Consider the following 25675-nt stretch of genomic DNA (forward strand, 5'->3'; position numbering starts at 1 on the left):
AGCGAGTACTTGCTTGATAAGGACGTGCCCATGCGTCTGCGCGCTTGCTTCGCACTTGTGCTCTTTCTCTCCGCCTGCGTGACGTCGACGCCGAGCCCAAGAGCGCCCGCGGCCCGGAACCTGAGGCTCGCCAACCTCCAACGAGCGGCGACGCTGCCCTGGACGGATGGGGGGCAGTGCGCCGTCCGCGAGGCTTCCGAACCCTGGTCTGTGCTGGTGGAGAGGTGCTTTCAGGCCCTGGACCATGACCGGCTCGAGTTTCACGACCCCACGGGACGATGCTCGATTGCCTCAGCGGGTGCCGCTGCCGTGGGGCTCGGGGTCTGCGTCCTGGCGGCACCGGAACTCGTCGTGGGAGCGGTGATTGTGACGGGCGTCGTGGTGGTGGGCTTCGCCATCCAAGAAGCGTTGGATACCTATGCGGAGAAGAAGGGTCGTCCCCAGGTAAGGCCCGCGCCTGAAGCGCGCCCTGTGCCTGAAGCGCGCCCTGTGCCTGAAGCGCGCCCTGTGGCTGAAACGAAGCCCCTTCCGCAGGAACCCTCTTTGATACATACCCGCTCGAACTTCGAGACATTGTGATTAGAAAGAACGTGCGCGACTTCTTGATCGAGCGCGCGCTCGCGAGGGCGTGCGGATTTGACTTCCGGGTCGGTGTGCGAAGCGCAACGCACAAGGCCATGCTGGAACTCGAGGAATCGCAACTCCAGGGCGTTATCGTCCTCATGGATTGGTGTTGAAATGTCCGCCACACAAAAAGATCAGATATTCATGATCGTCTACGCGCCTGCGCTTACGGTCGATGATGGCCGTCCATTGGCTGTTGTTCATGGAATGGAACGCGCGGTCCCTGGCTTGCGCATCGGGCTCATGATTTCTGACGAGGGGCAACTCATCCCGTTACAGGATCGCGATGCACTCGTTGCCCGTGAGAGCAAACGCGGGGAATTTCCGACTCTGCGCAGCATCGATGACAACTTCCGAGTGAGAGTCATGGGGTGGGGGAAACCGGCGGAGATCTCCCCTGGCGGTCGGGCACAGTTTGAATTCCATGTGTCAGTGCCTCTGTCCGTGGACGGCATCGCGGCCGCGGCGGCTTTGCTAGAGGCCGTGGCGGAGGAATCACACGCGTTCTGGGGGCTCGCGACACCGTTCAACGCGGGGGTGGACATCGCACGCCAGACGAAGAATCGGCCCGACGACCGGGAGCCGCCTCCCCGTGGGCTCCCGATGATCAGGTCCCCGAGTGCCCTGCGCTCGCCTGAGATTCCGCATCGTCTGGGTTGGCTCAACTACTGGTCGGCTGCTGCCGCACGAGTCATCGGGTTTCCGGACTCCGCCCGCGACGCGGACCTGCTCTCTCTCTCTCGGCGTACCAAGACGGGTGGATGGGTGGTGCAGCTCACGGACGCACCGCTCGACCTGGACAACCCCGCCCACCTGGACGCGCTCAAGCGGACCTACGAGCACTTCCCGGAGATCGGCGGGCGCGCAGCCCCTTGAGGTCGGTACGGCTCGTGGGGTTTGCTGGCCGCGCCCATGGCCTGCACGCTCGCGGTACGTGAGCGGGGCGTCGCGGTGGGGCCGGTCCGGGAGGGCGCTCCGGACCGGCGTCCCGCGCGACGCAGGGCACGGTGAAGGTCTGCGCCACGCTCCAGCATTCCCCCTATCGGCGAGGAGGCACGTCTCATCGCGCGCATCCTGCCCTGTTATCAATGCATCTCGAATGACAGGAAGCGTGGCATGAAGCCGTGAGGCGCACAGCAGAAATCCTTGCGGCCCATGCTCGTTCGATGCGCATCGAACTTTATAAGGGGGCGGGCCGGTCCGGGAGCGCGCTCCGGACCGGCGTCCCGCGCGGGCGCGTCAGGGCACGGTGAAGGTTTGTGCCACGCTGGAGCGCCCACCGATCTCCGGGAAGTGCTCGTAGGCCCGTTTGAGCGTGTCCAGGTGCGCGGGGTTGTCCAGGTCAAGCGGCGCGTCCGTGAGCTGCACCACCCACCCTCCCGTCTCGGTACGCCGTGCACGTGACAGCAGCTCCGCGTCGCGGGCCGGGTCCGGGAAGCCGATGGCGTGTGCGGCAGCAGCCGACCAGTAGTTCAGCCACCCGAGACGATGCGGAATCTCCGGCGAGCGCAGGGCACTCGGGGACTTGATCATCGGGAGCCCACGCGGAGGCGGCTCCTGGTCGTCGGGCCGATTCTTCGTCTGGCGCGCGATGTCCACCCCCGCGCTGACCGGCGTCGCGTGCCCCCAGAACGCGCGTGCATTCTCCGCTACGGCTTCCAGCAAAGCCGCCGCGGCCGCGATGCCGTCCGCGGACAGAGGCAACGCCACATGGAATTCAAACTGAGCCCGACCCCCAGGACAAAGCCCCGCCGGGATTCCCCATCCCGTGACGCTCACTCGGAAGTCGTTATCGGTGCTGCGCAGCGGCGGCATTTCCCCGCGACTGCTCTCTCGGGCGACGAATGCGTCGCGATCTGGCAACGGGATGAGCTGCCCTTCGTCGGAAATCATCAACCCGATGCGCAAGCCAGGGACCGCGCGTTCCATTCCATGAACAACAGCCAAAGGGCGGCCATCATCCCCTGAGAGCGCGGGCGCGTAGACGATCAAGCCGATCTGATTTCTTTGCGTGGCAGGCATTTCAGCACCAATCCATGAGGACGATAACGCCCATGAGTCGCGGTTCGTCGGTTTCCAGCATGGTCTTGTGAGTGGCGCTTCGCACGCCGACCCGGAAGTCAAATCCGCACGCCCTCGCAAGCTCGCGCTCGATCAGGAAGTCGCGCACATTCTTTCTAATCACAATGTCTTGAAGTTCGATCGGGTATGTATCGAAATTGTCGGTCTTCACCTCCCAAAGCATGCCCGCGACAACTTGCAGCGCGTCGAAGGCCTTGCCGTTGACAAGTGCGTTGGCACCACGGTAGGCGTTGAACGGAATCCCATCAGCACACTTGTTGTGCAGCCTGTTTCCACCCTTGGGCGGCACCCGTAGGGGCTTGCACTCCGGGCGGCGCTCTCGCTCCGAGAGCTCGGGCGGTAACGGGGGCGGCCAGTCCTCGCTGCTCCCTGGTTCTGGCTTGGGCCTTTGTTTTGGCGAGGGTTCTTGCGGAGGGGGCTTCGTTTCAGACACAGGGCGCGCTTCAGGCGCGGGCCTTACCTGGGGACGACCCTTCTTCTCCGCGTAGGTCTCCAACGCTTCTTGGATGGCGAAGCCCACCACCACAACGCCCGTCACAATCACCGCTCCCACGACGAGTTCCGGTGCCGCCAGGACGCAGACCCCGAGCCCCACGGCAGCGGCACCCGCGGAGGCAATCGAGCATCGTCCCGTGGGGTCGTGAAACTCGAGCCGGTCATGGTCCAGGGCCTGAAAGCACCTCTCCACCAACACGGGCCAGGGCTCGGTAGCCTCCTGAACGGCGCACCGCCCCCCGTCCGTCCAGGGCAGCGTCGCCGCTCGTTGGAGGTTGGCGAGCTCCGGGGCTCGGGCCGCTGGCGCTCTTGGGCTCGGCGCTGACGTCGCGCAGGCGGAGACATGGAGCAGAAGTGCGATGCACGCTCGAAAACGCATGGCGACGGCCTCTACCACGAAGGCCCTTCCCTCCTGACACGCCGTGAGCGGGGCGTCGCGGTGGGCCGGTCCGGGAGCACACGCCGGACCGGCGTCCCGCGCGGGCGCGTCAGGGCACGGTGAAGGTTTGTGCCACGCTCCAGCCGCCCGCGTTGCCCAGGGAGTTGACCGCGCGGACGCGCCAGACGTGGCGGCCGGAGGTGGTGCTTCGCGTCACCTGGGTGGAGCTGCCCACTGACGTGATGACCCCATCCAGCCACAGCTCGTAGCGCGCGAGGGAGCCGCCCTGGGCGAGCGCGAGGGCGGGGGTCCACTGGTACGTCACCTGGGAGCCGGCGGGGGTGGCGCCGTTCAGGGGCGCCACCGCGTCCGGGATGGTGGGCTGGGTCATGGCGGCGCAGTTGGGCGGGGTGGTGCGATAGGGAATCTCACCGCGGATCATCTTGGTGGCCTGACCGGTGAAGCACAGGTAGGCATCCGAGGGCAGGCCCTGGTTGTCGCGGAAATGCGCCTGGGTGGGAGGCGTCGAGGACACCTTGAAGATCTGCGTGCCCTCGTCGATTTCATCGAACATGCCGAGGAACACCGAGGAGGCACCGATGGAGGCGGCGCGCGCGACCTGGCTCCACAGGAAGGCGCCGGATTGCCGGTTGTCGGCGCTGGGGTCCCAGACCTTGCCCGAGCGGTTGAAGTCGCTGCTACCTGGGTAGAGCTGCGGCACGTACATGACGCCGCGAGCGGCCAGCGCGGCCTGATCCGCGGCCCAGTAGGAGGAGTTGGGGACGTCTCCTGGATTGCTGCCGCTGTTGCCGGTGTTCCACGGCTGCCAGGCGCCCATGCGGTAGATGACCTGTTTCCACTCCTCGGGATAGGGCTCGATGTTCCAGTACCAGGCGCCGGCGCCTTCCACGAAGGCCTGGTAGGGGCCGGGGCCCTTGAAGATGTCGAGGATGGCGTGGGCGGTGGCGGGGCTGAAGCGGTCGCGGAAGAAGCCGAAGATGCCCACCACGGGCAGGCCGTTGTGGTGCAGGTAGCGCGAGTCCGACGTGAGCTTCAGGGTGTCCACCAGGTAGTGCCAGTCGCGGGTGATGGTGGAGACGAGCTCGGACTCGGGCGTGCCGGTCATGTCGTACTCGACGAAGAAGGTGCGCCCGGTGAGGTTGGCGGCGGCGCGCACGTGGCTGAGCACCCGCAGGGTGGGCAGGTCCGGGCTCGCGCCGGGGAGGAAGCGCTGCACGGCCACGCCGTCGATGCCGTGGGCCTCCATCCACTGGAAGTGCCGCAGCACCGTGCGGGCGTTGTTGGCGCTGAACAGGGTGGCGGCAGTGCCATCGGGGTTGGTGAAGCCGGTGGCGGCGTGGCGTTCGGCCGGGGTGTACTCGGTCATGTCGGGCCAGTAGTCCACGGCGATCTTCGAGGGGCTCATGACGCCGCCCCAGTCGGGGATGTAGTGCTGCCAGCCCGTGTTGTCGTCGTCGCCCGGGGTGCGGAACCAGCCCTGGTAGCCGCACAGGAGCTTGCCCTTGAGCGTGGTGGCATCCACCGGCGTCCCTCCGGCATACGTGGGCCCGGTGTAGGGCCCGAGGAAGGCCGTCAGTTGTTGATAGAGCGGGGTGGGCTGATCACTCACGCGCACCTGGACGATATGCAATTGCACGGGGCCGGGCTGGGTGAGGCGCAGGTCCGTGCCGCCGTTCTCGGCGTAGTGCAGATCCGCGTTGTCCAGACGGAAGACGGCCGTCTTGTAGGCGCCGGAGCCGAGCACGCTGTTGCCGACGGCGAAGCCGGCGAATTGGAAGTCATTGCCCACGGCGTTGTACTGGGTGCCGAAGTTGCCCGAGCCGCCGATGTCCTTGAAGTCGACTTCCATGTACAGCGTGGCGCCGCGGGTGAAGTTCACGCCCGCGGGCCGCTTGAAGTACATCAATCCCGTGTAGTTGCCGCCGCCGAGATTCTGGCCCTGGTAGACGGTCTTCCCATCCAGGCTGATGGTGTTGAAGACGCCGTCGGAGCCCGACCAGGCCGTCATGACCGTGCTCACGGCCCCGGCCCGCCCGGGCAGAAGGGTGAGGCACACGAGGCACGCGAGCCAGGACCACGACAGCAGCCGTGGTCCCCAGGTGCTGCGAGCCAGTCTATCCGTCATTTTTTCGTATTTCATGAATTATCGATGTAATATATGAAGTGCTGCTTTTCCAGCGATTCAGATCGACGCCCACACGTGGGTGGATTGAGAACCCAGGAGAAGCCCTCCGAGAGCCTTCTGCGGCGATGCTCTCAGGGGGGCGCAGGGGTCCTCGCGCTCCACCGCCGGGGTGAACCAGACATAGTCGTAGGGAAGGGGGTAGTCGTGGGGCTCGTGGGCCTCGGGGTCCACTTCCACGAAGGCGAGACTCGCCACGTGGGTGCCGGGCTCGCGCCGCAGGATGTACGCGGGTACGCCCCGGTCCGTGCGCACATGGCCCGCCCCTGTGATGAGGATGCCCCCCGCCGCCGTGGCGCTGCCCAGCAGCAGATCCGCCATCTGTGCGTCCCGCGCCCGCTGGGCGAACGCCATGGGTCCGAGCAGGGACTCGGGCAGCTGGCCACAGTGTGACTCGCGCATCTCCTCGCGCGTTTCCCGCTCCTGCGCCTCGGGCACGGGCGCGTCCAGGCCGAGCCGGGCGCGGGTCTCCGGCGCCAGGGCTCCGGGACCTTCCTTCACCAGCCGCCGCACCTCGGGACGCGGCAGGTTGGCGCCCACGCGCGGCAAGTCGCGCTCCAGGCCCACGGCGAAGAGCGGTCGGTAGAGAGCCCAATCCGGCCAGCCACTGTGCTCCAAGTCCACCGCGCGCGCGAGGGCGTCGGGGTCTCCCGGCGAGCGCTGGCGCGTCTCGTCGATGAGTGGCTGCTGCCCGGCATCCAGCATCTCGAAGGCGAGCGCGGGCTGGCGGCCGGAGGCGGTGAGGGCGCGCACGCGCTCGGCCTGGAGGTGGTGGTGGTCCACGTTGTCGTGCTTCTCCCCGAGCAGGACGAAGCGCGCCCCGCCGAGTGCCGCGTCGAGCGCCTCTGGCGTGAGCCACTGGCCCGCCCGGGCGTCTCAGATCCGCCCCACGAGCGGATGGTCCCAGTACAGGGGACTCTTCCATTGCTCGGGGGCGGGGGCGGACGAAGCCCCCGGGCGGGCGAGGTGGACGCGGTACAGCCCCCGAGCCATGGGAGCGCGAGCGACAGCGAGAGAGCGAGAATGGAGCGCATGACGGGGCAGTGAGCCATGGGCCCGGGGACGAGGGCCATGCCCCATGCGCGGGGGCGCTCAGCGCCGGACACACCCTGTTCCATGGGGGGCGCGCTAGAGGAGTGGGCCTGTTGGCTCCGTGGTGGCGTCAGCCTCAACACCACTCGGCCTGGGTTGACTCTTGCGCCGGCGCCAAGCTCACACCTGCCAAGTGGACGTACCCGCTCCACACCGCCTACTGTGGAGCCATGAAGGATCTGTTTCCCGGCTACTATCGTCCGACCCAGGAAGAGTTCGACGACCTCTGGAAGAAGGCCACGTTCGTCTTCGACTCGAGCGTCCTGCTCCACGTGCACCGGCGGAACAAGAAGACGAGGAGGGCCATGCTCGACACGTTCAAGAAGCTAGGTGATCGGCTCTGGCTTCCCTATGAGATTGCCGCCGAGTACCAGCGGAACAAGCTCAAGGTGGCACACAGTCCCGTGGACAGCTGCACCCCGCTCCTCGAGGGGCTGACGAAACTCAAGGAGCAGTTGAAGTCGCGCGACCTGCGCGAGCACCCGTTTCTCGACGCTGAGGCTCTGGCGAAGGGGCTCGACCAGCTTTCTGAGCAAGTCACGAAGGCCCAGGGCAGCAGCCGGAGTGTCTCTCTCGATGATGAAGAGAGCATCGAGCTCGCATCCCTCCTTCGTGGACGGATTGGCGAGCCGTACTCCGGGGATGCGCGAACCAACAAGCTCAAGGATGCGAAAGCCCGCGCCGAGAAAAAGATTCCTCCTGGCTTCAAGGATTTCGACAGCAAGAAGGATGAGGACCTCGCTGGAGGCGACGCGCTCATCTGGTTCAAGCTGTTGGAGCGCGCGAAGGAAAAGCAGTGCCCCATCATCCTGGTCACCGAAGACCAGAAGGAAGACTGGTGGCTGTCCTTCCAGGGCCGCATACACGGCCCTCGCCCCGAACTCGGGCAGGAGATGTGGCGCGAGGCCCAGCAACGCTTCTACATGTACACGTTGTCGAGCTTCCTTGAACTCGTCGGCAGATACCTCGGCCAGCCCGTTCCGGCGGAGGTGGTCAAGGAAGTTAAGGAGCACGAGCAAGAACAGAAGGAACGCGTGATGCGACGGCCAACCGCTTCGCAATCACTGAATAAACAAGAGCAGAAGGCGCCAGTAAGGCGATATCCACTGTTGCACGGGCAAGTGCCTCGCGATGCCCTCTATATGCGCTTCAGAGAACTCTCGCTGAGGAAAGAGCGTATGCGGGAGGAGAGGGATATGTTGCTTCAGGACCTCGCAGCGCTCGATGCCAAGTTTATGGAAGACCCGTATTCGCCCGAAGGATTTGAAGACAGGCGAAGATATGAAGATCTCAAAGATCTCATCTCCAAGTTGAATAAAGAGATTGATCGCGCTGCAGGTGAGCTTCACATTTTTATGCGCGAACTGACTCGGATCCACCAGAGTTCATGAGACGTAGGCTCCCGTGCACGTATAGGAAGGACAGGAGCCCTGTTGAGGGTAGTGGGCGGGAGCAGAGCAGGAGGAGAGGTGTGCTGACGAGTACCCCATGAGCCGCCCGCCGGGCCGACGCAGAAGCGAGGGATTGCGTTACGGTGCGCCGCTCGCTGTCCACGGAGTACCTCTCCTGGGGGCTGTGTCAGGGCAGACCCTGCCGATCCTCGTCCACCCTGCCTTGCGCACGGGGCGGATGAGCGCGGCGGGGCCCACGACAGTGGATTCATCTGCCTCCCCCCGGCCTCCGCCGAGACGCTGGCCGCGCTGCTCCAGGCGGTGGCGGGCCAGGATGGAGCCAAGGCGCTGAGCCTCTATGCCGGGCTCGAAGAGCCGCGCGTCCTCAAGCAGCTCGAGCTCGCCCACCACCTGTTCGTGGGACAGACGGCGGTGACCCAGGGGCAGTACGCGCTGGCCGTGAAGGCGCTGGAGACCGCGGCGGACGTCGCGCCAGACGGCTCCGAGGCCTCCCGCGCGCTGGTGCTGCTGGCCCGCGTCTACGCCGAGCGGATGAAGGAGCCCGAGCGCGCCCGGAGCATCTACCAGTACGTCGTTCACCGGTATCCGGACACGGACGCCTTGAGGTTCGCCCGGAAGCACCTTCCGCCGGCTTCCTGACGAGCCGTGTTGCCGCGACGTTCAGTCGTGGGGCGTGCCTGGGCGTCTGGACGAGCGTCCTGTGGGCTCACCGAGAGGACGTTCGGCGTCACTTCGCAGCCGCGATGCACTCAATCTCCACGCGCGCGTTGAGCGCAAGCCCGTTCGTGCCCGTGCCCAGGGCGCTGCGAGCCGGCTTTGGCCCGGGGAAGAAGGTGACGTAGACCTCGTTCATCGCCTTCCACTCGCTCATGTCGGTGAGGAAGACGGTGCACTTGGCAATGCGGTCCATGCCGAGCCCACTGCGGGCGAGGATGGCGCGGATGTTCTCCAGGCACTGCCGCGTCTCCGCTTCAATCCCGCCGGAGACGAGCTGCCCGGAGGAATCGATGCCGATCTGACCGGAGAGGAAGAGGAGGTCGCCCGCGCGTACCGCCCGGGAGAAGGGCCCGAGCGGCGGCGCATCCGGGATGAACTCGAGGGTGGGGCGGGTGGGATTCGAGGCGCAGGCGGACGCGAGGAGGGTGAAGGCGAGGATCGCGGTACGGTGCATGACTGACTCCTGGATGGAGGTTGGAAAGAAGGGGAGCGGATTGCGCCATACTACGAAACGAAGCGGCCCACCCCCACCGCGATTTCGCGGGGAAGTGGGCCGTCCGTGTCAGGAGCGCTTCAGACCGTCAGGGCTTGGTCCAGGTGTAGGTCGGCGTGTCGTACTGCGCGCCGTTCTTGTTGTAGGTGTACGAGTAGGAGATCACCTTGCCCGAGCTCAGGCCGGTCACGGGCAGCTCCCAGCGGCCCGTGGTGTTGTTGAACGTCAGGGTGACGTTCTGCTGCGAGATGCCCGTATAGGCGTAGTGCACGATGACATAGGACGCCGTGAAGCCCGTGGGCTTGAACCACGTGGTCGCCTGGGTGGTGCTGTTGTTGTCCCACCCGTACGTCCACTCGGTGCCCGTGCCGCCCGTGCCGCCCGCCGCCTGCGTGGTGGCGCTCGCCGTGTTGCTGGAGGCCGAGACATTGCCCGCCGCGTCCCTCGCCTTGACGGTGTAGCTGTAGGCCGTCGAGGCCGTCAGGCCCGTGTCGCTGTACGACGTGGCGGTCGTGGTGCCCACCTGAGTGCCGCCGCGGTAGATGATGTAGCCCGTCACCCCCACGTTGTCCGTCGAGCCACTCCAGGTCAGGTTGATCTGGCTGCTCGAGGTGGCGGTGGCCGCCAGGTTCGAGGGCGCGGTGGGCGCCTGGGTGTCTCCCGTGGCCGCCTTCGTGGTGGCGCTGACGGAGGTGCTGGCGGCCGAGGTATTGCCCGCCGCATCACGCGCCCGGACCGTGAAGGAGTAGGTCGTGGAGGCCGCCAGGCCCGTGCTGCTGTACGACGTGGTGCCCGAGGAGCCCACGAGCGTGCCGTTGCGGTAGATGTCGTAGGCGGTCACGCCCACGTTGTCCGTCGAGGCGCTCCAGCTCAGGTTGATCTGGCTGCTCGAGGCGGCGGTGGCCGTCAGGCTCCCGGGCACGGTGGGCGCCTGGGTGTCGATCACCGGCGTCCCGGTGCCCGCGAACTCGTTGATGGTCTGACGCATCGCCTCCGCGGGGGCGTTGCTGTAGACCCGGCCCCCCTGGCCGTTGATGACGTGGGTGATTTCACTGCCGGCCATGCCGTTGAGCCAGATGGTGGTCATGTGGTGGATCTTGACGCCCGTGACGTTGGGCACCTCGATCGCGTTCTCCGACTTCACGGCCGCGTCGCGGAAGTAGGAGTACACGCCCACGCCCCACGCCTCGTGGCTCGTCACCGTGTCGGCGACCTTGTACGACGCGTAGCCGTTCACCGTGCCGTTCTTGCTCATCCACGAGCCCTGGTTGGGCACGTCATAGGGAATCTCGGACTGGTAGAAGTAGACCCGGCCACCGTTGCCGTTCCACAGCGTCTGGTACTCGTTGTGGTGCTCGTTGAACAGGCCGTACATCGTGACGTTGTTGCCGTTCACGACGAGGCCGTTCTTGGTGGGGTTGATGTTCCAGGCGGCGCCCTCGCCGTGGTCCGCGCGCCACAGCCACAGTTGGTCTCCCACCACGTTGTGGCTGTTGATCTTGATGCCCACGTCGTTCTTGCCCGCCGTCGGGCCCGCGGTGCGCACCGTCAGGTCATAGAGGAAGGTGGGGTTGGCCGAGTGGTTGGCCGAGCTGCCCGTGGGACCGACCTCCAGCAGGGAGGGCGAGTTGATGGCGCCGGCATCGATGATGAGCCCCGCGATCTTCACGCCGTCCACATCGGCCACGGAGATGGCCGGCTGACCGCTGGTGGGGATGAGGGAGGGGACACCCAGGCCGAGGATGATGGTGTCGGGTTTGGTGACCCGCAGCGTGTCGTTGAGCTGGTAGATGCCGGGCGTGAAGAGGATGTGCTTGCCGGCGCTCAGCGCCGAGTTGAGGCTGGCGGCGCTCGCCGTGGACGGCTGCGCGATGTAGAACTGATCGATGGAGATGGACGTGCCCGGCGTGGAGCCGGCGGCCCAGCTGGGACCCTGGGTATTGGTCTGCAGGGCGGGAACGAAGACGGCGTACTGGCCGGAGCTGGTGACGTAGAGGTAGGGCTTCTCACGGATGATGGGCGTGCGGTCCACCGTCGTGTAGGCATCCGTCGGGAAGTTGGCCTGGCTGGGCGCGTTGACGTCGCCCACGAAGACCATGTTCCACACGGCGTTGCCCCAGCTGCCCCACTTGCTGTTGCGCGCGAGCCACTGCTGCTGCGAGCCGGGGAGCACCTGGCCATCCACCACGGAGTCGGCCAGGAAGCCGCCGCTGGCCCAACCCCCGGCGCCCGTGCTGGGATCCACCTGGAAGAGCCACAGTCCGCCCGCGCTCTTGATGTGCATGCGGCGCAGGGGGGCGGCCTGGGACACGGCGATCGTGGTCGTGTTGTTGGTGGCGGCCGAGGCGTTGATCGAGAAGTTCTCGTAGGCGCGCCAGAAGTTGCAGGTCGCGTTCATGTTCGGCATCCAGTAGGCCGGAACGTTCACGCCACCGTTGATGAGCACGTCGTCGGGGTTCTGCCCGAGGCCCGCCACGTGGGTATAGAAGCCCACGTCGAAGAGGACGTTGTACGTTCCCGGCTTGAAGAGCAGCGCGTAGCGCTCGGTGCCGAACTGGTTGGACTCCATCTGCGTGAAGATGGAAGTGGCCTTGGCCTGGATGTCTGCGGCCGGCATGCTCGTGTCGAAGACGTAGACATTCGGGCCGAAGAGGGTGGTGTTCGCCGCGGAGACCGGCCCGGCATGGGCACTGCCTGGCAGGAGCGCGCAAAGGCCCGCCACGGCAGCCCAGGTGGAAACCATAGACGCTACGTTCTTCATCATTTCGATGCCTCCAGGAGAACCGTGGCTCCGGCTCGGATGTCGCGCTGTGTCAAACCCACGCGGCACACGTCGAGACGGGCTCGCATTCTCTGAGAGAGTATTAAAACTTAATTATCCAGGAAGTAAAGGCCGCTATTGAAAGCGCTTTCAACTTTTCCGGACATGTTGGCTGGAATGTTTGAACAGAGAGCGTCAGGGGAGGCGCGTGAAGTCGGCTCCGACCCAGCCAGGCAGTGATGACGCCCCGCGTAAAGCCATGCATCTGGCACTCGTCGGCGGGCGGCCCGCCCACGGGTGACAAGCGCTTTCAAGGGGCGGGTGGGGCCGTGGGCCCCGCGGTGACATGCTGCGTCATGGTTGGGGAGGTGTGTCAGCCACGCCTGCGCGTGGTGGACTCGCGCACGATGAGGTTCAGCGGGAGGTCCGGCAGGGAGACCTGTTGGCCGTTGATCATCCGCAGCATCGCCTCGCCCGCGGCATGGCCCACGTCGTACGCCGGCTGGCGCACGGTGGTGAGCGGCGGGGTGGTGTAGAGCGAGCTTGGCAGGTCATCGAAGCCAATCAGAGACACGTCCTCGGGGACGCGGATGGACTTGCTGTAGAGCGCCAGGCGGGCGCCGTAGGCCATCTGATCATTGGCGATGAACAGGGCGGTGAAGCTCTGGCGCGTCTCCAGCAACTGGTTGAGCGCCATCAGGCCACTGGCTTCGTGGAACTGGCCGAAGGCGATGAGCCGCTCGTCCACGGGCAGGCCCGCCTGGAGCAGCGCACGGCGGTAGCCCGCCAGGCGCTCCCGGGCATCGATGTTGTGCGCCGGCCCGGCGATGTGCGCGATACGGGTATGACCCAGTTCGATGAGGTACCAGGTGGCCTCGAAGGCGGCCTGCTCGTTGTTCAGCTGGATGCTGGTCACCCGGGGGCCTTGCAGGTGGCGCCCGGTGGTGACGAGCGGCAAGCGTTGCGAGGCGTTGAGCAGGGACGCGTCGTCCATCATGGAGTTGAGCAAGATGATGCCCTCGACACGGCGCGCGGCCAGCAACGCCATGCGCTCCACCTCCTTGGCCACGTTCTCATGGCCACTCACGAACAGCGGCGAGTAGCCTGCCTTGGCCAGGCTGTCCTCGATCCCCTTGAGTGTCTCGTTATAGAAGGGGCTCGCGATGTTTGGCGTGATCACCCCCACCGACATGGTGTGGCCGCGAGCCAGTCCCCGGGCGATCACATTGGGTTGATATTGGAGCTCCGCGATGGCCCGCTCCACGGCCCGGCGCTTGCTCTCGCGCACGCGGGCGGTCCCGTTGAGAATGCGCGACACCGTACTCGGCGAGACCCCCGCACGACGGGCAACGTCCTCCAGTGTCACCACGGGCGTTGAACTGCGCTCATCCATGCGGGGCTCATAACATCGCCCCGACAAAACCGTTAGGCACTTCGGGCGGAACCAAGGAGCGAGACCACGTGCCGTCGTGGCCCCGCTCACACCTCCGCCTCACGCGTGCGCGTGGAACTCGAGCACCTGTGCGATGCCTTGCCCCGCGAGACATGCCGCCAGCATCGGACCGAACTGGTTGACCATCCGCGGCTCGACAGCGAGCGATGAGCGAGGAGACGGCGACGTGGGGGGCGTTGCCGCCGCCGCGTTGCCGGTGAGGCGGGCTTGGACGCCGGGGTCCGGCCTCAGCCGGAGAAGGGCGAGAAGTTCACCACCACCTGGCGCTCGGGGAGGAAGGTGCGGCGCGCGAAGTCCTGCACGGCCTTACGAGGCAGGCGCTTGGGGAGGGACAGCAGCAGCGCCGGGTTGAGAGGGCCCGAGCGGGGTTGGGCCACCTCTCGCGCCAGCTCGCTTCCCCGTTGCAGATCATCATCCGCCTGCTGGGCGAATGCCCGCTGCACGTGCCGGTCCATCAGCTTCTCCTCCGCGGCCGTTGGAGGCTCGCTGCCCAGCCGCTCGAAGGCGAGCTGCATCCGCTCCGGCAGCGTGCTGGCGTTGAGCGACTCGCTGGCGGCCAGCGCCATCAGGAAGGTGTTGCCCCGCAGGGACATGCACCGCACCTGCATGCCCATCGTCACCGGCTCCTCGACGTGCAGCGAGCGCGTCAGCCGCAGCTCCAGCAGGGCCGCCACACGAGCACAGGCCCCCTTGTCCTTCGGAGCCACATGGTAGCCATACGCGATGAGGCTGAAGACGGCGCGCGTGCTCTGCTCGATGGGCAGCAGGGGCGGTGTCACCGGCGTGAGGGGGGACTCTCCGGGCAGGGAGGGGGGCAGCCGCACGGCCCGCTCGAGCATCCCGAGTACCTCCTCGCGCTTCACGCCCCCCGTGATGACGATGCTGGTGTTGGCCGGGGTGTAGTGCCGCGTGTAGAAGTCCGCCAGGTCCTTCCGGGAGATGCCGTTGAGCGTCTGCTGGGTGCCGAGGATGGAGCGCGAGCCCGTCCCCGCGAAGAGTGAGTCCTCGAGGTTCTCGTGGAAGCCCGGACCCTGGCCGAAGTCCTGGCTCTCGGTGCGGATGATCTCCACCTCGCGCTGCATCTGCCGCGGGTCGAGCTTGGGGCTGGTGACGATGCGCACGAGCTGGTCCGCCAGCGGCAGGAAGGACTCCGCCGGGGCCTGAAGCACATAGGTGGTGGAGTGGGCACTGGTGAAGCCGTTGAGCTCACCGCCAGCGGCCTTCACCGCCAGCTGGAAGTTCTCGCCCCGCACGTCGTAGGTGCCGTGGAAGATGACGTGCTCGAGCAGGTGCGCCAGCCCGTCCTTTCCCTCGGGATCCTTCTGTGCGCCGGCGCGCACCACGTAGTGCAACGAGGCCCAGGCTGCCTGGGGCCGCGGCGCGAGCACCAGCTCGCTCCCATCGGCGAGCTTCTCCACCGTGGGACGCAACGGGGCCCCCACCGCCGCCTTGCGGCCACGGGCCAGGGCCACGGAGGAGACGAGCACCAGGGCCAGCAGGACCCAGGCCCCGTGGGTTCGCAGGGGGTTCGTGCTCACTTCCGGCCCTCCAGGTCCGTGACGAAGTGGAGCTGGATGGAGGACTCCTCGCTCAGCCAGGCGGAAGCCACCTCGCGCAGGGCCTCGGGGGTGAGGGATTGGATGTGCGTGGGCAGCTCGGGGCCGTACCAGGCCGGACGCTGGCGGGCGGTCCGGAGCTCCTCGGCCACCCGGCGCGGGTCGCGGTCGGCCAGCCGCAGCCGGACGAGGGTGGATTGCTGGTGGCGTTCGAAGGTACCGGGCTCGAGCTGGCCCTGGAGCACCGCTTGCATCTCTTCACGCAGGAAGGGGCTCAGATCGATGCCCGAACCCTCCGCGGCCGGAAGGACGAGCGCGAGCACATCGAGCCGGGTGGTGAGCAGGGGCGTGGAGGAGAAGCTGTAGCCCACCGCGGAGTTGCGGAGCTGCTGGAAGAGCCGCTCCTCCAGCAACGACGCGAGGACGCGTGCCGCCGCCGCCTCGCGGGGCGTCTGGAGGTGGATGGGGTAGGCGAGGACCTGCACCTCGCGCGAGGCGAGCGCGCGGCGTTGGTAGGGCAGCTTGAGCTTGGGACGTGGGTGCTCGTGGACGGCACCGCCGCGCAAGCCGGACACGAGCTTGCGCAGTGCCTTCTCGTTGAAGCGCCCGGTGGCGATGACGGTGGCGTTGCACGGGGCCAGCATCCTGGACACGTGCTCGCGCACCGCGTCCAGGGGGATGCCCCGGGCGTTGTAGAGAGAGCCGATGTTGGGATCCTTGTAGCGGGAGTCCTCGATGAGGGTGCGCGCGAGCAGCAACTCCAACCACACCTCCGGGTCGAGCGGCTGCGGGTCGTTCGTGGCCCGCTCGAGCGTGGCTTCGAAGCGCCGGGGGTCGAGCTTGGGGGAGAGAATGGAGGTGAGCAGTGTGCGGGCGAGCGCGTCGAAGTCCTGGGGTGGGGCCGTGAGGGTGAAGCGGCTCTCGTGCAGCCCGGTGCGCATCTCGAGCGTGGCGGCGGCGCCGTACATGGCGGTCACCAGGGACTCGTAGGTGCCGCGCGAGTTGGCATGCAGCAGCGCATGCAGGGAGACGCGCGTGAGCCCGTTCACGTGCTTGTCATCCACGGCGCCCACGTTGAAGACGATGGTGAGCGTGGAGCGGTTCGCCTCGCGCGGGGCGAGCAGCAGCAGCGGGTGTTTGGGCGAGGGCTGGAAGCGCTCCACCTCGAAAGGCGCGGCGAGCACCGCGGGTGCCAGCAACAGGAGCGCCACCATGGCGGAGACCGGGAGCGAGAGGCGTGTGAAGCGCATGAAGCCGTGAGGCTGGAAATGGAAGGAAGGTCCAGGCAGGCTACCAGTGAATGGGGGATGACGTCCTGTGTGGCCCGTGGGCCGAGCCGCCCCCTCCTGCACGGATTGCCATGAGTACCGCGTCTTCTTCCTGTCCCTCCTGTCATCGTCCGCTTTCCCTCTATGAGGGGCGATGTTCCCGCTGTGGTGTCCTCCTGGCTGTGGAGGACGAAGGGAGCTCCGGGTTGGAGCTGGATCTGGACGGGGGATGGAAGGACCCATCCGTCCCGCCACCTCCTCCCAAGCTCGAGGTGAGGAAGACCACCGCCCCCGCGGTTCCTGTCGCGAAGCCGGCGGCGCTGGTCGAGGACGAGGAGCCGGTGGTGCATCGGGTCGCGCCCCGGGGACTGTTCGCCCTGGGCGTGCTGGGGCTGGTGGGGATGGGGGTCGTGCTGATCGCCCAGGCCGCGCTGCCGGAGCGCTTCCCCTCGTTGCTGGCGATGACCGTGTGGGTGCACGCGCTCACCGGGGCACCCTCGGACTTCTTTCCGGCCTCCGCGTGGGTGCTGGCAGTGCTGCCCTGGGGTCTGTTCGCGCTGGCCTTGTCCATGGGGTACCAGCTGGCACGGCGTGCCCGCGTGCCGTTCGAGCAGGACGCGGTGCAGTGGGTGGCACTCGCGCTCTTGCCGGGATTGAACCTGGTGGGCGGGCCGCTCGTGCTGGGCGAACTGGAGCTGACCGCCGAGTCCCAGGCGTCAGGGCTCCGTCTCCACTTGAGGGTGAAGACGGTGGTGGCCGTGGTGCTCCATGTGCTCGCGGTGGTGCTCGGGATTCGAGCGGCGCGTGATTCCGGGGAGTTCCTCCTCCTGGCGGCGCTGGCGGTGCGGGCGCTGTCGGTGGCGGCCTTCGCCGTGGTGCTGTTCGGCATGGGACGGGCACTCCTGGTGCTGATGCGCGCCAGTGAGGCGCTCGGGGCGTCGGGTGGAAAGGGACGGGGATGGGGCTCGGCGGCGCGCATGGGCGGGGCGAGGAGACCGCTCGTCACGGCGGCGTGGGCGGGGGCGCTAGGGGCCACGGTGGTGGCGATCTCGGGCGTGTGGTTCTCGCGGAGGGAGGCGAGGACCTGCGCGCCGGGAACGGAGCTGAGCCACACGGAGAGCTTCGAGGCGCGGCGGGTGAGCGCGTGCGTGTCGCCGGATGGACGCAAGCAGGGGGCGGAGCACGTGCGCGCTCCGAACGGACGGCTGCTGGAGCGCGGCGAGTACCGGGAGGGAAAGCGGCACGGCATCTTCCGCACGTGGAATGAGCAGGGCGTGTTGCTGGAGGAACTGTCCTACGCGGAGGGGCTGCCGGACGGGAAGTGGAAGCTGTACTGGCCGGACGGGCAGCGCGCGCTGGAGATGGGGTACGTGAAAGGCACGCTCGAGGGGGAGAACACCACGTACTACACGAACGGAAACCCGAGGTACCGGAGGACGTACCAGAAGGGCGTGGTGCACGGCCGGCACGCGAGGTGGTTCGAGTCGGGGCTGGTGGAGGTGGAGGGCGCGTTCAACCAGGGGAGGCCCTCGGGGTGGTGGGTGAGGCGGAACGCGGAGGGGAGGGTGGTGAAGCAGTGGAGCGAGGGCGGACTGAGCGCGGACGAAGAGACGGCGGGCGTGTCCGCCGTTTTCATGGGAGATGCCACGCTGGCCTCGTCACGGGTGACGGCCCCGTCCGACGTGGCCGAATTGCGAGCAGGTCATACACAGGAGTGGTGGCGGAAGCGGCTCACCCAGCTCAAGGACAAGGCGGAGAAGGACCCGAAGAGCGCGGCGCTTTATGCGCTCACATTGCAGCGGGCCCGGGCCAACGGCTTCGTGGTCCGCGAAAAGCCCGAGGGCGTGGAACTCGTGCTGGAGCCCGTGCACTGACGAGGCGCCCACTGCTGGGTGGCGTTGTCCTACTTCATCTGCGGGTCCCTTCGGTTGCAGTGAGCCGGATACAGCCAGTCACATCCCACTCGCACTTGAGGTGGACGAGCCGTTGCTCCTGGCGCGTGGCGCACATGAGCAACTGTTTGGCGTCCATGTGCAAGGACCACACTGGAGCGTGGCTTGGCTTTCAATCTATACAGCGTCCCGCGAAGAGTGGGTCTTCCACGGAAGGCCCGTATCAAACATCAACCGTGTATTTCGCGCACACACGCCGTGTAGGGTGATCCGTATGCAGTTTCTGAAGTCTGAACGCAGCATCCGTCTGATGAGCGCCCTTCTTCTGTTCACCACGCTGGGGTGTCAGGGAAATGAGAGCGATGGCGTTGGGGGCGAGGCGGAGTTCCAGGCCAGCACTCAGCAACTCGACTGCGGCGCCAGCCAGGTGCCGGTCCTGAGCGGCGCGACCACGTCTGGCGGCAGTGTGACGCGTTCGGGGGCCTATAGCTCGTCGTACGAGGCGTGGCAGGCGTTCGACGGCAACAGCTCGTCCATGTGGATTTCCCAGGTGGGGCAGACCCCGGCGTGGATTGGCTACGAGTGGCTGGATGCGCCCCGGACCATCACCCGCTACGCCATCACGTACGCCAATGGTTCCATCACCACGCGGGCCCCCAGGGACTGGACGCTCGAGGGGTGGAATGGCAGCGCGTGGGTCGTGGTCGATACCCGCACCGCGCAGGCCAACTGGCTGGGTTTCGAGCGGCGCGAGTACACGGTCACCACGCCTGGCAGCTACAGCAAGTACCGCGTGAACATCACCGACGACAACGACACCCGCACCGGCATCGAGACCATCTCCATCGGCCGGCTCGAGCTCTTCTATTGTGGGGAGTGCGTGACGCCCACCAGCCAGGTGCCGGTCCTGAGCGGCGCGACCACGTCTGGCGGCAGTGTGACGCGTTCGGGGGCCTATAGCTCGTCGTACGAGGCGTGGCAGGCGTTCGACGGCAACAGCTCGTCCATGTGGATTTCCCAGGTGGGGCAGACCCCGGCGTGGATTGGCTACGAGTGGCTGGATGCGCCCCGGACCATCACCCGCTACGCCATCACGTACGCCAATGGTTCCATCACCACGCGGGCCCCCAGGGACTGGACGCTCGAGGGGTGGAATGGCGGCGCGTGGGTCGTGGTCGATACCCGCACCGCGCAGGCCAATTGGCCGGGTTTCGAGCGGCGCGAGTACACGGTCACCACGCCTGGCAGCTACAGCAAGTACCGCGTGAACATCACCGACGACAACGACACCCGCACCGGCATCGAGACCATCTCCATGGGCCACCTCGATTTCCTCGGCTGCAAGTGAGGCCTCCTCCCCGCGTACGGGGATGATGCATCACCTGGGTGGAACAGCCTCGAAGCCCCGGGCGCCCTCTGGCGACCGGGGTTTTCTTTCTTCGTGGACGGCCACGAGCCGGGCCGTCAGGTCAGGTCGTGCAGATCCTTGCCGAGCGGAGGCGTGAGGCGGAACTCCGAGAAACGCACGCTCAGCCCCGCCCGCTCCGGCGTACAGCACATCGGTCCCACCTGGTAGGACGCTGCCTCCGGGAACGGCGCGAGCCGGACCAACGGCCACGTCTTGCCATCGGCCGACACCTGCAACCGCAGCACCCCCTTGGCCACCGTCGCGCGCATCCAGAACGAGCGGGAGTCGTGTGCATAGGGCCCCGTCGCCCAATCCGACTTGCCATTCGTCAGCACGCTGCTCAGCATCGCCTGGCCATCGGACATCTCGATGCCCGCCTTGACCCAGCGCCGGTTGTCGACGCGCACCATGATGCCGGCCTGGTCATACAACTGCTCATAGGCCGCCTCGACGCGAAGCTGCGCCGTGAAGCTGGCGCCCGTGCGAACACCCAGGAAATGGCCGGAGTCGCGCGTGAAGCCATAGTGCGTCTCACGCCAGAAGTCGGTCGACTTGTCCGTCGTCACCTCGAGGACGCCATCGGCCCGCTTCCATACCTTCGGTTCGTTCAACCAGATTCCGTCGTCCATCGTCGTTCCCGCTCCCTTGCCAGCCGATGGCGCGGCCACGGCCTTCTCGACGATCGTCGGCACCAGCAATGCACCCACACCCGCGCCGAGGATCGTCCTTCGTCCGAATCGCTTCGAGCCCATTCAATGCCTCCATGTCCGCGCACCGCCATCCCACTCGCGGTGCGCGTCTCTATACACCAGCCAATGGGCACGCTGCGCCTCAGTACGGAATCTGCGTGACCGCGAGACCGGGGCTCGACTCCCAGGACGTGACGTAGTTGTCCGGGGTGCGCCGCCACCACTGGCCCCACATCACGCCGGACGAGTTCCGGTACGCCCAGGCCGTGTTGGAGTTGTTGACCAGCCAGCTCTTGATGGACGCGTCATTGGCCGCGCCGGCCCACTTGCCCGCCCACCGCACGAAGATGCCCTTGAAGCCGGCGGTGTCACCGTGGCCCCCGTTGGCGTCGTACTCGTCATTGAGGATGTCGGCGATGTGCTGGCCCGTGAGGTTGCGGCGGGTCCAGTTCACCGCCAGCCCGGCCACATCGCGGTAGCTCGTGTTGCCCGTGGCCTGGTAGAGCAGCGTCGACGCGCCCGCGAAGGTGCCCTGGTTGTAGGTGAAGGCCCACCAGACCTTGTTGCCGTTGGCCTCGATGTGATCGGCCACCTGGCCGGTCGAGGGGTTGACCAGCGTGGCGCGCAGCCAGTTGAAGATCTGATCCGCCTGCGCCCGATAGCCCGTGTTCACCGTGTTGCGCGCGAGCAGCATCGCGGCGATGGCGGCCGGGCCATTCACGCACGCGTTCTTGGTCTTCTTGTCCGTGCGCCACCACAGGCCTCCGCCCAGCTGGCTGTCCCAAGCACGGTCCCAGATCTTGTTGAACTGCCATTGCGCCTGATCCAGGAACGGACGGTGGCCGGTGATCTCATAGCCGCGCGTCAGGGCGATGACCGCCCACATGACGTCGTCGTTGTACTCGTTCCACGACGCGAAGTCCGTGGTGCGGCTGACCACGTTGTTCAGCCCGTTGAGCAGGGAGAAGACGAGGTCGCGGTGGACCGGGTTGCGCGTGCGCTCATAGGCATCCTCGGCCGCCTCGATCTGCTCGCAGACCCGCCAGAAGTCGAACCGGCTCGGCGCGCCCCGGTTCGTGTCGACCACGTAGTAGCCGTTGCCGCCGTTCGCCACATAGAAGGCGTTGTTGTAGGAGTCGAACGCCAGGTTCTTCTCCGTCGGGCTGAGCGCGAGTGCACTGGGTGCGGACGCCACGACCACGGCCGCGACCAGGCCATTCAAGAGCCGCGAGTTCATGTAGGCTTCCTCCTTCGGTTGTCGGGACCTCCTAATCTGGAGGTTAAGTCCAACTAAACCATTTTTACCGGAAATAAAAGGGAAAGCGGCCTGGAAGGTCAGGAGGGTGCACACATCTCGTGAAGACAGCCAGGTAGCAGCCACAGCAGCCACTGCCTTGGCCCAACGCCCCGCGCTCTGGGGGGCCCCTGGGTACCTGCTGCACTCCCGGTGCCCGGGGGGCAGCGCGAGGTTTCATGGAGCGGAGGATGCGGGGGCCGGCGCGGGGCCGAGGTGCAGGTCGCCAGAGGGGGTTGCGGCGGTCAATCGGAGTGAGTCGGTGGCGGTCGCTTCCGAGCCGGCGCGAAGGGGAGCCGAGGCGGCGTAGCCTTGGGGCAGACGGGAGAGCCAGCCGCACTCGAGCCGCACTTTCGTCGCGGTGGGACGCGGGTAGGTGAGGGTGAAGACAACCTCTTCCTTGTCCTGGGAGAGCACGGCCTCGGTCTTCTTGGGTTCGAGGGGCCGATCGTTGACGCGGATGTGGCAGAGGCCTTTGGCGATGCGGTCGAAGTTCGCCTGGCGGGCGGCGAAATCAGCGGGCGCGAAATAGACGCGGGGGTTGGGGGTGAGGCCGGCGAGATGAGCGGCGACGGAGCGCGCGAGCAGCACGCGGAGCACGAGGGTGTCGGCGGTGGACTCGGTTTCGATCTCGGCGAGAAAAGGATCGTGGGCGTGCGCGGTGGAGGAGAGGCAGGTGCAGGCGAAGAGAACCAGGGCGAGGCGGCGGAGCATGGGGGAGTGGTTCAGGGGTGAGGGGTGAAGCGTTCGCCGACGAGGATGTCTTCGCGTTCGCCAGGCGTGAGCTCGGGGCTGGTACGGGCGTAGTGCTCGGCGGCGGCGGGATCGATGTCGCGCCATTCTCGGACGACGGTGCCGAGGGTGCGGGAGCGGAGGATGGGATCTCGGATGGCCTCGGCCCACGCGATGGCGAGCTCGGGCTGCGGGCCGATGAGGCCGGGATGCTGAGCGATGCGCGCGACGATGACATCGTCTTCGGGGGAAGAGGGAAGGGCCTCGACCCAGGCGATCGCGGCGGGGAGGTCGCGTTCGAGCCAGTGGCCGAGAGATGACTCCAAGGCGATGTTGCGCACCGCTCCCGGAGGCAGGTCGCTCGCATAGGCGGCGAGGGATGCGGGGTCGGCGGGAGCCCATTGCTGGACGACGGCGCTCCAGGCGATGTCGCGTGCCAGGGTGTCGGCGAGGGCGAGTGCCGCGTTGGCCGCGCCGCTTCGGTCTTGGCTCGCCCAGCGGCCAAAGAGGGTGGCGAGGGCGGGGCCGCGTTGATCCTCGGGCAGCGTGGCCGCGAGGCGGATGGCGGCGGCGTAGTCACCGCGTTCACCGGTGGCGAGGACAGTGGCGAAGTCAGGGATGGGCTGAGATGGGCGCTGTGGGGGCGCCGACAGGGAAAGGGCGTGGTCAGGTGGCGGAACAGGCCGCTCCGGCGAAAGCGGAGCGGGCGCAACAGGCCGCTCCGGCGAAAACGGAGCGGCCTGCCGGGAAGCCAAGGCTGGACGCCGGAGCGATAGGCCGCCTGCCAAGGGGATCGCCAGAGCGGCGAGCACGAGCAGGGCTCGGAGTGGCGGGGAGGTGCGCATGGCGTCGGGCCGGAGTTGCCGGGCTCAGGGGACGGAGAGGGAGTCGATGTTGGCGAGGCCCTGGCCGTTTGACTGGAGACGCACGGTGTTGGTGGCGCCGGCGTTGAGGCCAACGTTCACGTCGAGCGTGCTCCAGTTGGTCCACCCGCCCGTGGAGGGGAAGGTAATCGACTGGCTGACGCCGTTGACGGTGAGCTGGCCCGTGCGATTGGTGCCGCTGCCGTTGGCGAAGCGGAACCTCAGGGTGAGTGGGGTGGCGCCGCCACCAGCGCCGTTGACACGGGTCCACTCCACATAGCCGCCAGTGGTATTGAAATCGGCGAACCCGCTGCCCGTGTAGCCGGCCCGGTCGTTGGTGATGGAGGCGCCACCGCCGACGGTGGTGTTGAGCTCGGCTTGGAGTACGAGGGGCACGTAGCTGATGTTCGGTGTGGGGGGCGTGCTCATGCCATTGCCCAGGAAGTAGTCGGGCTGATGGGATTGCATGTAGCCCTTGACCGTCATCGCCATGCGGTAGGCGGGATTGTGCGCCAGGGTGTAGAGGCGGGTGGAGGTGGGGCTCTTGGTGTGGCAGATGATGAGCTGCGTGCCGTCGGCGTTGGTGGAGATGATCTCCTCGCGCCAGTCGCCGATGATATCGCCGTAGAAGAAGGGCGCGCCGCGGTCGCCGGTGCGGCCAGCGACGCCGCTACTGGTGCTGCTGCCGACGGTGAAGAGGCGGCTGGTCCCACTGCTCACGGCATCCCATTTCTCCACTTTTCCGTCGTTGAGCGTCTCGCTCAGCACGTCGCCGTCCCACCAGATGCGGAAGTTCGGGTAGGGCGTGGTGGAGTTCACGACCGCGCCGGTGTCGATGCGGTGGTAGCCGTGGAAGGACCAGTACTCCATGCCGGGAGTGGAGGGGTCGATGTCGGCGACGACACCGCGGGCGGTGTCCTCGACATTCTCGCCGTAGTGGGGGCGGATCGTGGCGCCGGTGGCGGCGTCATAGACCAGGTAGAGCAGCTTGTTCGGGTTGTCCTGCTGGATCGCGAAGCCTTCGAGGCCCGGGCGCGAGGGGTTGAGATCCCCGATATGGAATCGGTCGCCGTGGACGACGTTGGGGTTGTCGAGGCCGACCTTGTAGCGCAAGGTGCCGTCGCCGTTGAGCACGTAGCCGCCATCGCAGACCTCGTCGGTGCCGTTGCGATCCACGTCGAAGATGCGGAACTGGTGGAAGTCGGCGAGCGCGCCCGTGCGCAGCCACTTCCACTTCTGGGTCAGGCTGTTGTTGGCGGCGAAGTCGTAGGCGAGCACCATGAGGTTGAAGCCGCCGGAACCGACGCGGTTCTTGAGCTTGGCGACGATGCTCGGTGTGGTGCCGTTGAGGTAGCCGATGCCGAGGTGGGCGGCCATGGGGCCGTCGGCGATGTAGTCCTTCGGGATGACGGCGCGGGCGCGCTCGGCGCCGGTGAGGCCGTTGATGACGGAGATGGCCTGTGCGTTGGTGCCGAGGCCGGAGAGGGTGGTGCCGTTGCCAAAGACGACGCCGTCGGCGGAGCGGAGGATGACCTCGGCGCGGCCGTCGCCGTCGAGGTCGTAGACCGTCACGCCGTCCCAATGGCCGACGTCGACCACGGAAGGACCCGGCTCGATGTTGTCACGGTCGAGGCTGCCGGGGCCGAGATCGATAACCCAGAGCGGGGTGCCGGTGCGGGTGTAGGCCTCGAGCTTCTGGGTGTCGGTGGCGAGGCTGGGCCGCCGGTCGAGGACGAAATCATACTCGCCATCACCGTCGAGGTCTCCGACCCAGACAAAGCCGACGCTGTGGTTGGGCAGGCCGCGGATGGGGATGCGATAGGCCATCTCAAACGAGCCGTTGGCGGGGAGGGTGTAGGGGATGCTCGGGGCCTGCTCGACGCCGCCGACGACGGGCCGGACGTAATAGGTGTAGGCGCTGGCCGAGGGTGCCGAGGTGTCCGTGTAGTTGCTGACCGTCAGCGGCGTCGCATTCACCTTCACCGCCGCGCCGCCATTGGTGGAGCGGTAGAGATTGTAGGTGGTGGATGCCGCGTCGAGGCCGAGGACGCGCCAGCTCACCCAGGTGGCGGTGGCGTTGTTACGGAGGGCGACGACGCCCCTGTCCAGTTTTTCCATCCTACGCTGGGCATGGGAAGCCTCGGGCAGGAGGGCCAGTGCCGCGAGGCAGACCAATAGTTTCTTGGGATTCATGTGGGGGCGGGGGAAAGCGAGGGAGGGGGGAAGCAGTCGCTCACCGAGGCGGGCCACTCGTTATAAGCT

20 protein-coding genes are annotated in these 25675 nt (G+C 67.0%); 6 read left to right on the forward strand and 14 right to left on the reverse strand.

What is annotated here, in order from left to right:
- Nucleotides 1–590: 590 nt before the first annotated feature.
- Both F0U63_RS23170 and F0U63_RS23175 read left to right on the forward strand, forming a co-directional pair.
- A complete protein-coding gene (locus F0U63_RS23170) occupies nucleotides 591–737 on the forward strand; it encodes a DUF6310 domain-containing protein (protein ID WP_395848084.1) in 147 nt (48 codons plus the stop codon).
- A gap of 1 nt (nucleotide 738) precedes the next feature.
- Entirely contained in the window at nucleotides 739–1500 is a 762-nt protein-coding gene (locus F0U63_RS23175) for a DUF5953 family protein (RefSeq protein WP_395848085.1), read from the forward strand.
- A 363-nt stretch (nucleotides 1501–1863) separates the two neighbouring features.
- On the opposite strand, the gene F0U63_RS23180 is transcribed toward F0U63_RS23175, so the two are convergent.
- From F0U63_RS23180 to F0U63_RS23195, 4 genes are all read right to left on the reverse strand, one after another.
- A complete protein-coding gene (locus tag F0U63_RS23180; protein WP_395848086.1) occupies nucleotides 1864–2646 on the reverse strand; it encodes a DUF5953 family protein in 783 nt (260 codons plus the stop codon).
- Nucleotide 2647: 1 nt separating this feature from the next.
- Nucleotides 2648–3580 carry a DUF6310 domain-containing protein gene (locus F0U63_RS23185; RefSeq protein ID WP_395848087.1) on the reverse strand — a complete coding sequence of 311 codons (933 nt, stop codon included), beginning with the start codon at nucleotides 3578–3580 and terminating at the stop codon, nucleotides 2648–2650.
- A gap of 109 nt (nucleotides 3581–3689) precedes the next feature.
- Complete coding sequence (locus F0U63_RS23190) at nucleotides 3690–5741, reverse strand: glycoside hydrolase family 71/99-like protein (protein WP_395848088.1); 2052 nt, start codon at nucleotides 5739–5741, stop codon at nucleotides 3690–3692.
- 42 nt (nucleotides 5742–5783) lie between these two features.
- Nucleotides 5784–6566 (reverse strand): ChaN family lipoprotein, encoded by a 783-nt coding sequence (locus tag F0U63_RS23195; protein WP_395848089.1) that lies wholly within the window; start codon nucleotides 6564–6566, stop codon nucleotides 5784–5786.
- 479 nt (nucleotides 6567–7045) lie between these two features.
- On the opposite strand from F0U63_RS23195, the gene F0U63_RS23200 reads away from it, so the two are divergent.
- A complete protein-coding gene (locus F0U63_RS23200) occupies nucleotides 7046–8266 on the forward strand; it encodes a PIN-like domain-containing protein (RefSeq protein ID WP_395848090.1) in 1221 nt (406 codons plus the stop codon).
- A 321-nt stretch (nucleotides 8267–8587) separates the two neighbouring features.
- Nucleotides 8588–8926 (forward strand): tol-pal system YbgF family protein, encoded by a 339-nt coding sequence (locus F0U63_RS23205; RefSeq protein ID WP_395848091.1) that lies wholly within the window; start codon nucleotides 8588–8590, stop codon nucleotides 8924–8926.
- A gap of 88 nt (nucleotides 8927–9014) precedes the next feature.
- Here the strand turns inward: F0U63_RS23205 and F0U63_RS23210 are convergent, their stop codons facing one another.
- From F0U63_RS23210 to F0U63_RS23230, 5 genes are all read right to left on the reverse strand, one after another.
- Complete coding sequence (locus F0U63_RS23210; RefSeq protein ID WP_395848092.1) at nucleotides 9015–9458, reverse strand: RidA family protein; 444 nt, start codon at nucleotides 9456–9458, stop codon at nucleotides 9015–9017.
- Nucleotides 9459–9585: 127 nt separating this feature from the next.
- Nucleotides 9586–12240: a fibronectin type III domain-containing protein gene (locus F0U63_RS23215; protein WP_395848093.1), complete on the reverse strand. Its 2655-nt coding sequence runs from the start codon at nucleotides 12238–12240 to the stop codon at nucleotides 9586–9588.
- A gap of 391 nt (nucleotides 12241–12631) precedes the next feature.
- Nucleotides 12632–13651, reverse strand: coding sequence for a LacI family DNA-binding transcriptional regulator (locus F0U63_RS23220; protein WP_395848094.1), 1020 nt, complete (start codon nucleotides 13649–13651; stop codon nucleotides 12632–12634).
- A gap of 287 nt (nucleotides 13652–13938) precedes the next feature.
- Nucleotides 13939–15249, reverse strand: a complete 1311-nt coding sequence (locus tag F0U63_RS23225) for a M16 family metallopeptidase (RefSeq protein WP_395848095.1) — start codon at nucleotides 15247–15249, stop codon at nucleotides 13939–13941.
- Nucleotides 15246–16517: a M16 family metallopeptidase gene (locus F0U63_RS23230; protein WP_395848096.1), complete on the reverse strand. Its 1272-nt coding sequence runs from the start codon at nucleotides 16515–16517 to the stop codon at nucleotides 15246–15248. Before F0U63_RS23230 ends, F0U63_RS23225 begins: the two co-directional genes overlap by 4 nt.
- A gap of 224 nt (nucleotides 16518–16741) precedes the next feature.
- Between F0U63_RS23230 and F0U63_RS23235 the strand changes: the two genes are divergently transcribed.
- Nucleotides 16742–18409 (forward strand): toxin-antitoxin system YwqK family antitoxin, encoded by a 1668-nt coding sequence (locus tag F0U63_RS23235; protein ID WP_395848097.1) that lies wholly within the window; start codon nucleotides 16742–16744, stop codon nucleotides 18407–18409.
- A 328-nt stretch (nucleotides 18410–18737) separates the two neighbouring features.
- Nucleotides 18738–19775 carry a discoidin domain-containing protein gene (locus F0U63_RS23240; RefSeq protein WP_395848098.1) on the forward strand — a complete coding sequence of 346 codons (1038 nt, stop codon included), beginning with the start codon at nucleotides 18738–18740 and terminating at the stop codon, nucleotides 19773–19775.
- 116 nt (nucleotides 19776–19891) lie between these two features.
- Here the strand turns inward: F0U63_RS23240 and F0U63_RS23245 are convergent, their stop codons facing one another.
- From F0U63_RS23245 to F0U63_RS23265, 5 genes are all read right to left on the reverse strand, one after another.
- Nucleotides 19892–20587 (reverse strand): DUF1349 domain-containing protein, encoded by a 696-nt coding sequence (locus F0U63_RS23245; protein WP_395848099.1) that lies wholly within the window; start codon nucleotides 20585–20587, stop codon nucleotides 19892–19894.
- A gap of 79 nt (nucleotides 20588–20666) precedes the next feature.
- Nucleotides 20667–21761, reverse strand: coding sequence for a glycoside hydrolase family 76 protein (locus F0U63_RS23250; protein WP_395848100.1), 1095 nt, complete (start codon nucleotides 21759–21761; stop codon nucleotides 20667–20669).
- A 234-nt stretch (nucleotides 21762–21995) separates the two neighbouring features.
- Nucleotides 21996–22532, reverse strand: a complete 537-nt coding sequence (locus F0U63_RS23255) for a hypothetical protein (RefSeq protein ID WP_395848101.1) — start codon at nucleotides 22530–22532, stop codon at nucleotides 21996–21998.
- A gap of 11 nt (nucleotides 22533–22543) precedes the next feature.
- A complete protein-coding gene (locus F0U63_RS23260) occupies nucleotides 22544–23305 on the reverse strand; it encodes a hypothetical protein (protein WP_395848102.1) in 762 nt (253 codons plus the stop codon).
- 114 nt (nucleotides 23306–23419) lie between these two features.
- A complete protein-coding gene (locus F0U63_RS23265) occupies nucleotides 23420–25606 on the reverse strand; it encodes a carbohydrate-binding protein (protein WP_395848103.1) in 2187 nt (728 codons plus the stop codon).
- Nucleotides 25607–25675: the final 69 nt, after the last annotated feature.

The organism is Cystobacter fuscus, from assembly GCF_044360685.1.
Classification (GTDB): Bacteria; Myxococcota; Myxococcia; order Myxococcales; family Myxococcaceae; genus Cystobacter; species Cystobacter fuscus_C.

Bases quoted from the DNA above. Each gene is read 5' to 3' on its own strand.
- F0U63_RS23175 (WP_395848085.1), top strand. From the start codon at position 739: ATGTCCGCCACACAAAAAGATCAGATATTCATGATCGTCTACGCGCCT.
- F0U63_RS23180 (WP_395848086.1), bottom strand. From the start codon at position 2,646: ATGCCTGCCACGCAAAGAAATCAGATCGGCTTGATCGTCTACGCGCCC.
- F0U63_RS23185 (WP_395848087.1), bottom strand. From the start codon at position 3,580: ATGCGTTTTCGAGCGTGCATCGCACTTCTGCTCCATGTCTCCGCCTGC.
- F0U63_RS23190 (WP_395848088.1), bottom strand. From the start codon at position 5,741: ATGAAATACGAAAAAATGACGGATAGACTGGCTCGCAGCACCTGGGGA.
- F0U63_RS23200 (WP_395848090.1), top strand. From the start codon at position 7,046: ATGAAGGATCTGTTTCCCGGCTACTATCGTCCGACCCAGGAAGAGTTC.
- F0U63_RS23210 (WP_395848092.1), bottom strand. From the start codon at position 9,458: ATGCACCGTACCGCGATCCTCGCCTTCACCCTCCTCGCGTCCGCCTGC.
- F0U63_RS23215 (WP_395848093.1), bottom strand. From the start codon at position 12,240: ATGGTTTCCACCTGGGCTGCCGTGGCGGGCCTTTGCGCGCTCCTGCCA.
- F0U63_RS23220 (WP_395848094.1), bottom strand. From the start codon at position 13,651: ATGGATGAGCGCAGTTCAACGCCCGTGGTGACACTGGAGGACGTTGCC.
- F0U63_RS23230 (WP_395848096.1), bottom strand. From the start codon at position 16,517: ATGCGCTTCACACGCCTCTCGCTCCCGGTCTCCGCCATGGTGGCGCTC.
- F0U63_RS23240 (WP_395848098.1), top strand. From the start codon at position 18,738: ATGAGCGCCCTTCTTCTGTTCACCACGCTGGGGTGTCAGGGAAATGAG.
- F0U63_RS23245 (WP_395848099.1), bottom strand. From the start codon at position 20,587: ATGGGCTCGAAGCGATTCGGACGAAGGACGATCCTCGGCGCGGGTGTG.
- F0U63_RS23250 (WP_395848100.1), bottom strand. From the start codon at position 21,761: ATGAACTCGCGGCTCTTGAATGGCCTGGTCGCGGCCGTGGTCGTGGCG.
- F0U63_RS23255 (WP_395848101.1), bottom strand. From the start codon at position 22,532: ATGCTCCGCCGCCTCGCCCTGGTTCTCTTCGCCTGCACCTGCCTCTCC.
- F0U63_RS23265 (WP_395848103.1), bottom strand. From the start codon at position 25,606: ATGAATCCCAAGAAACTATTGGTCTGCCTCGCGGCACTGGCCCTCCTG.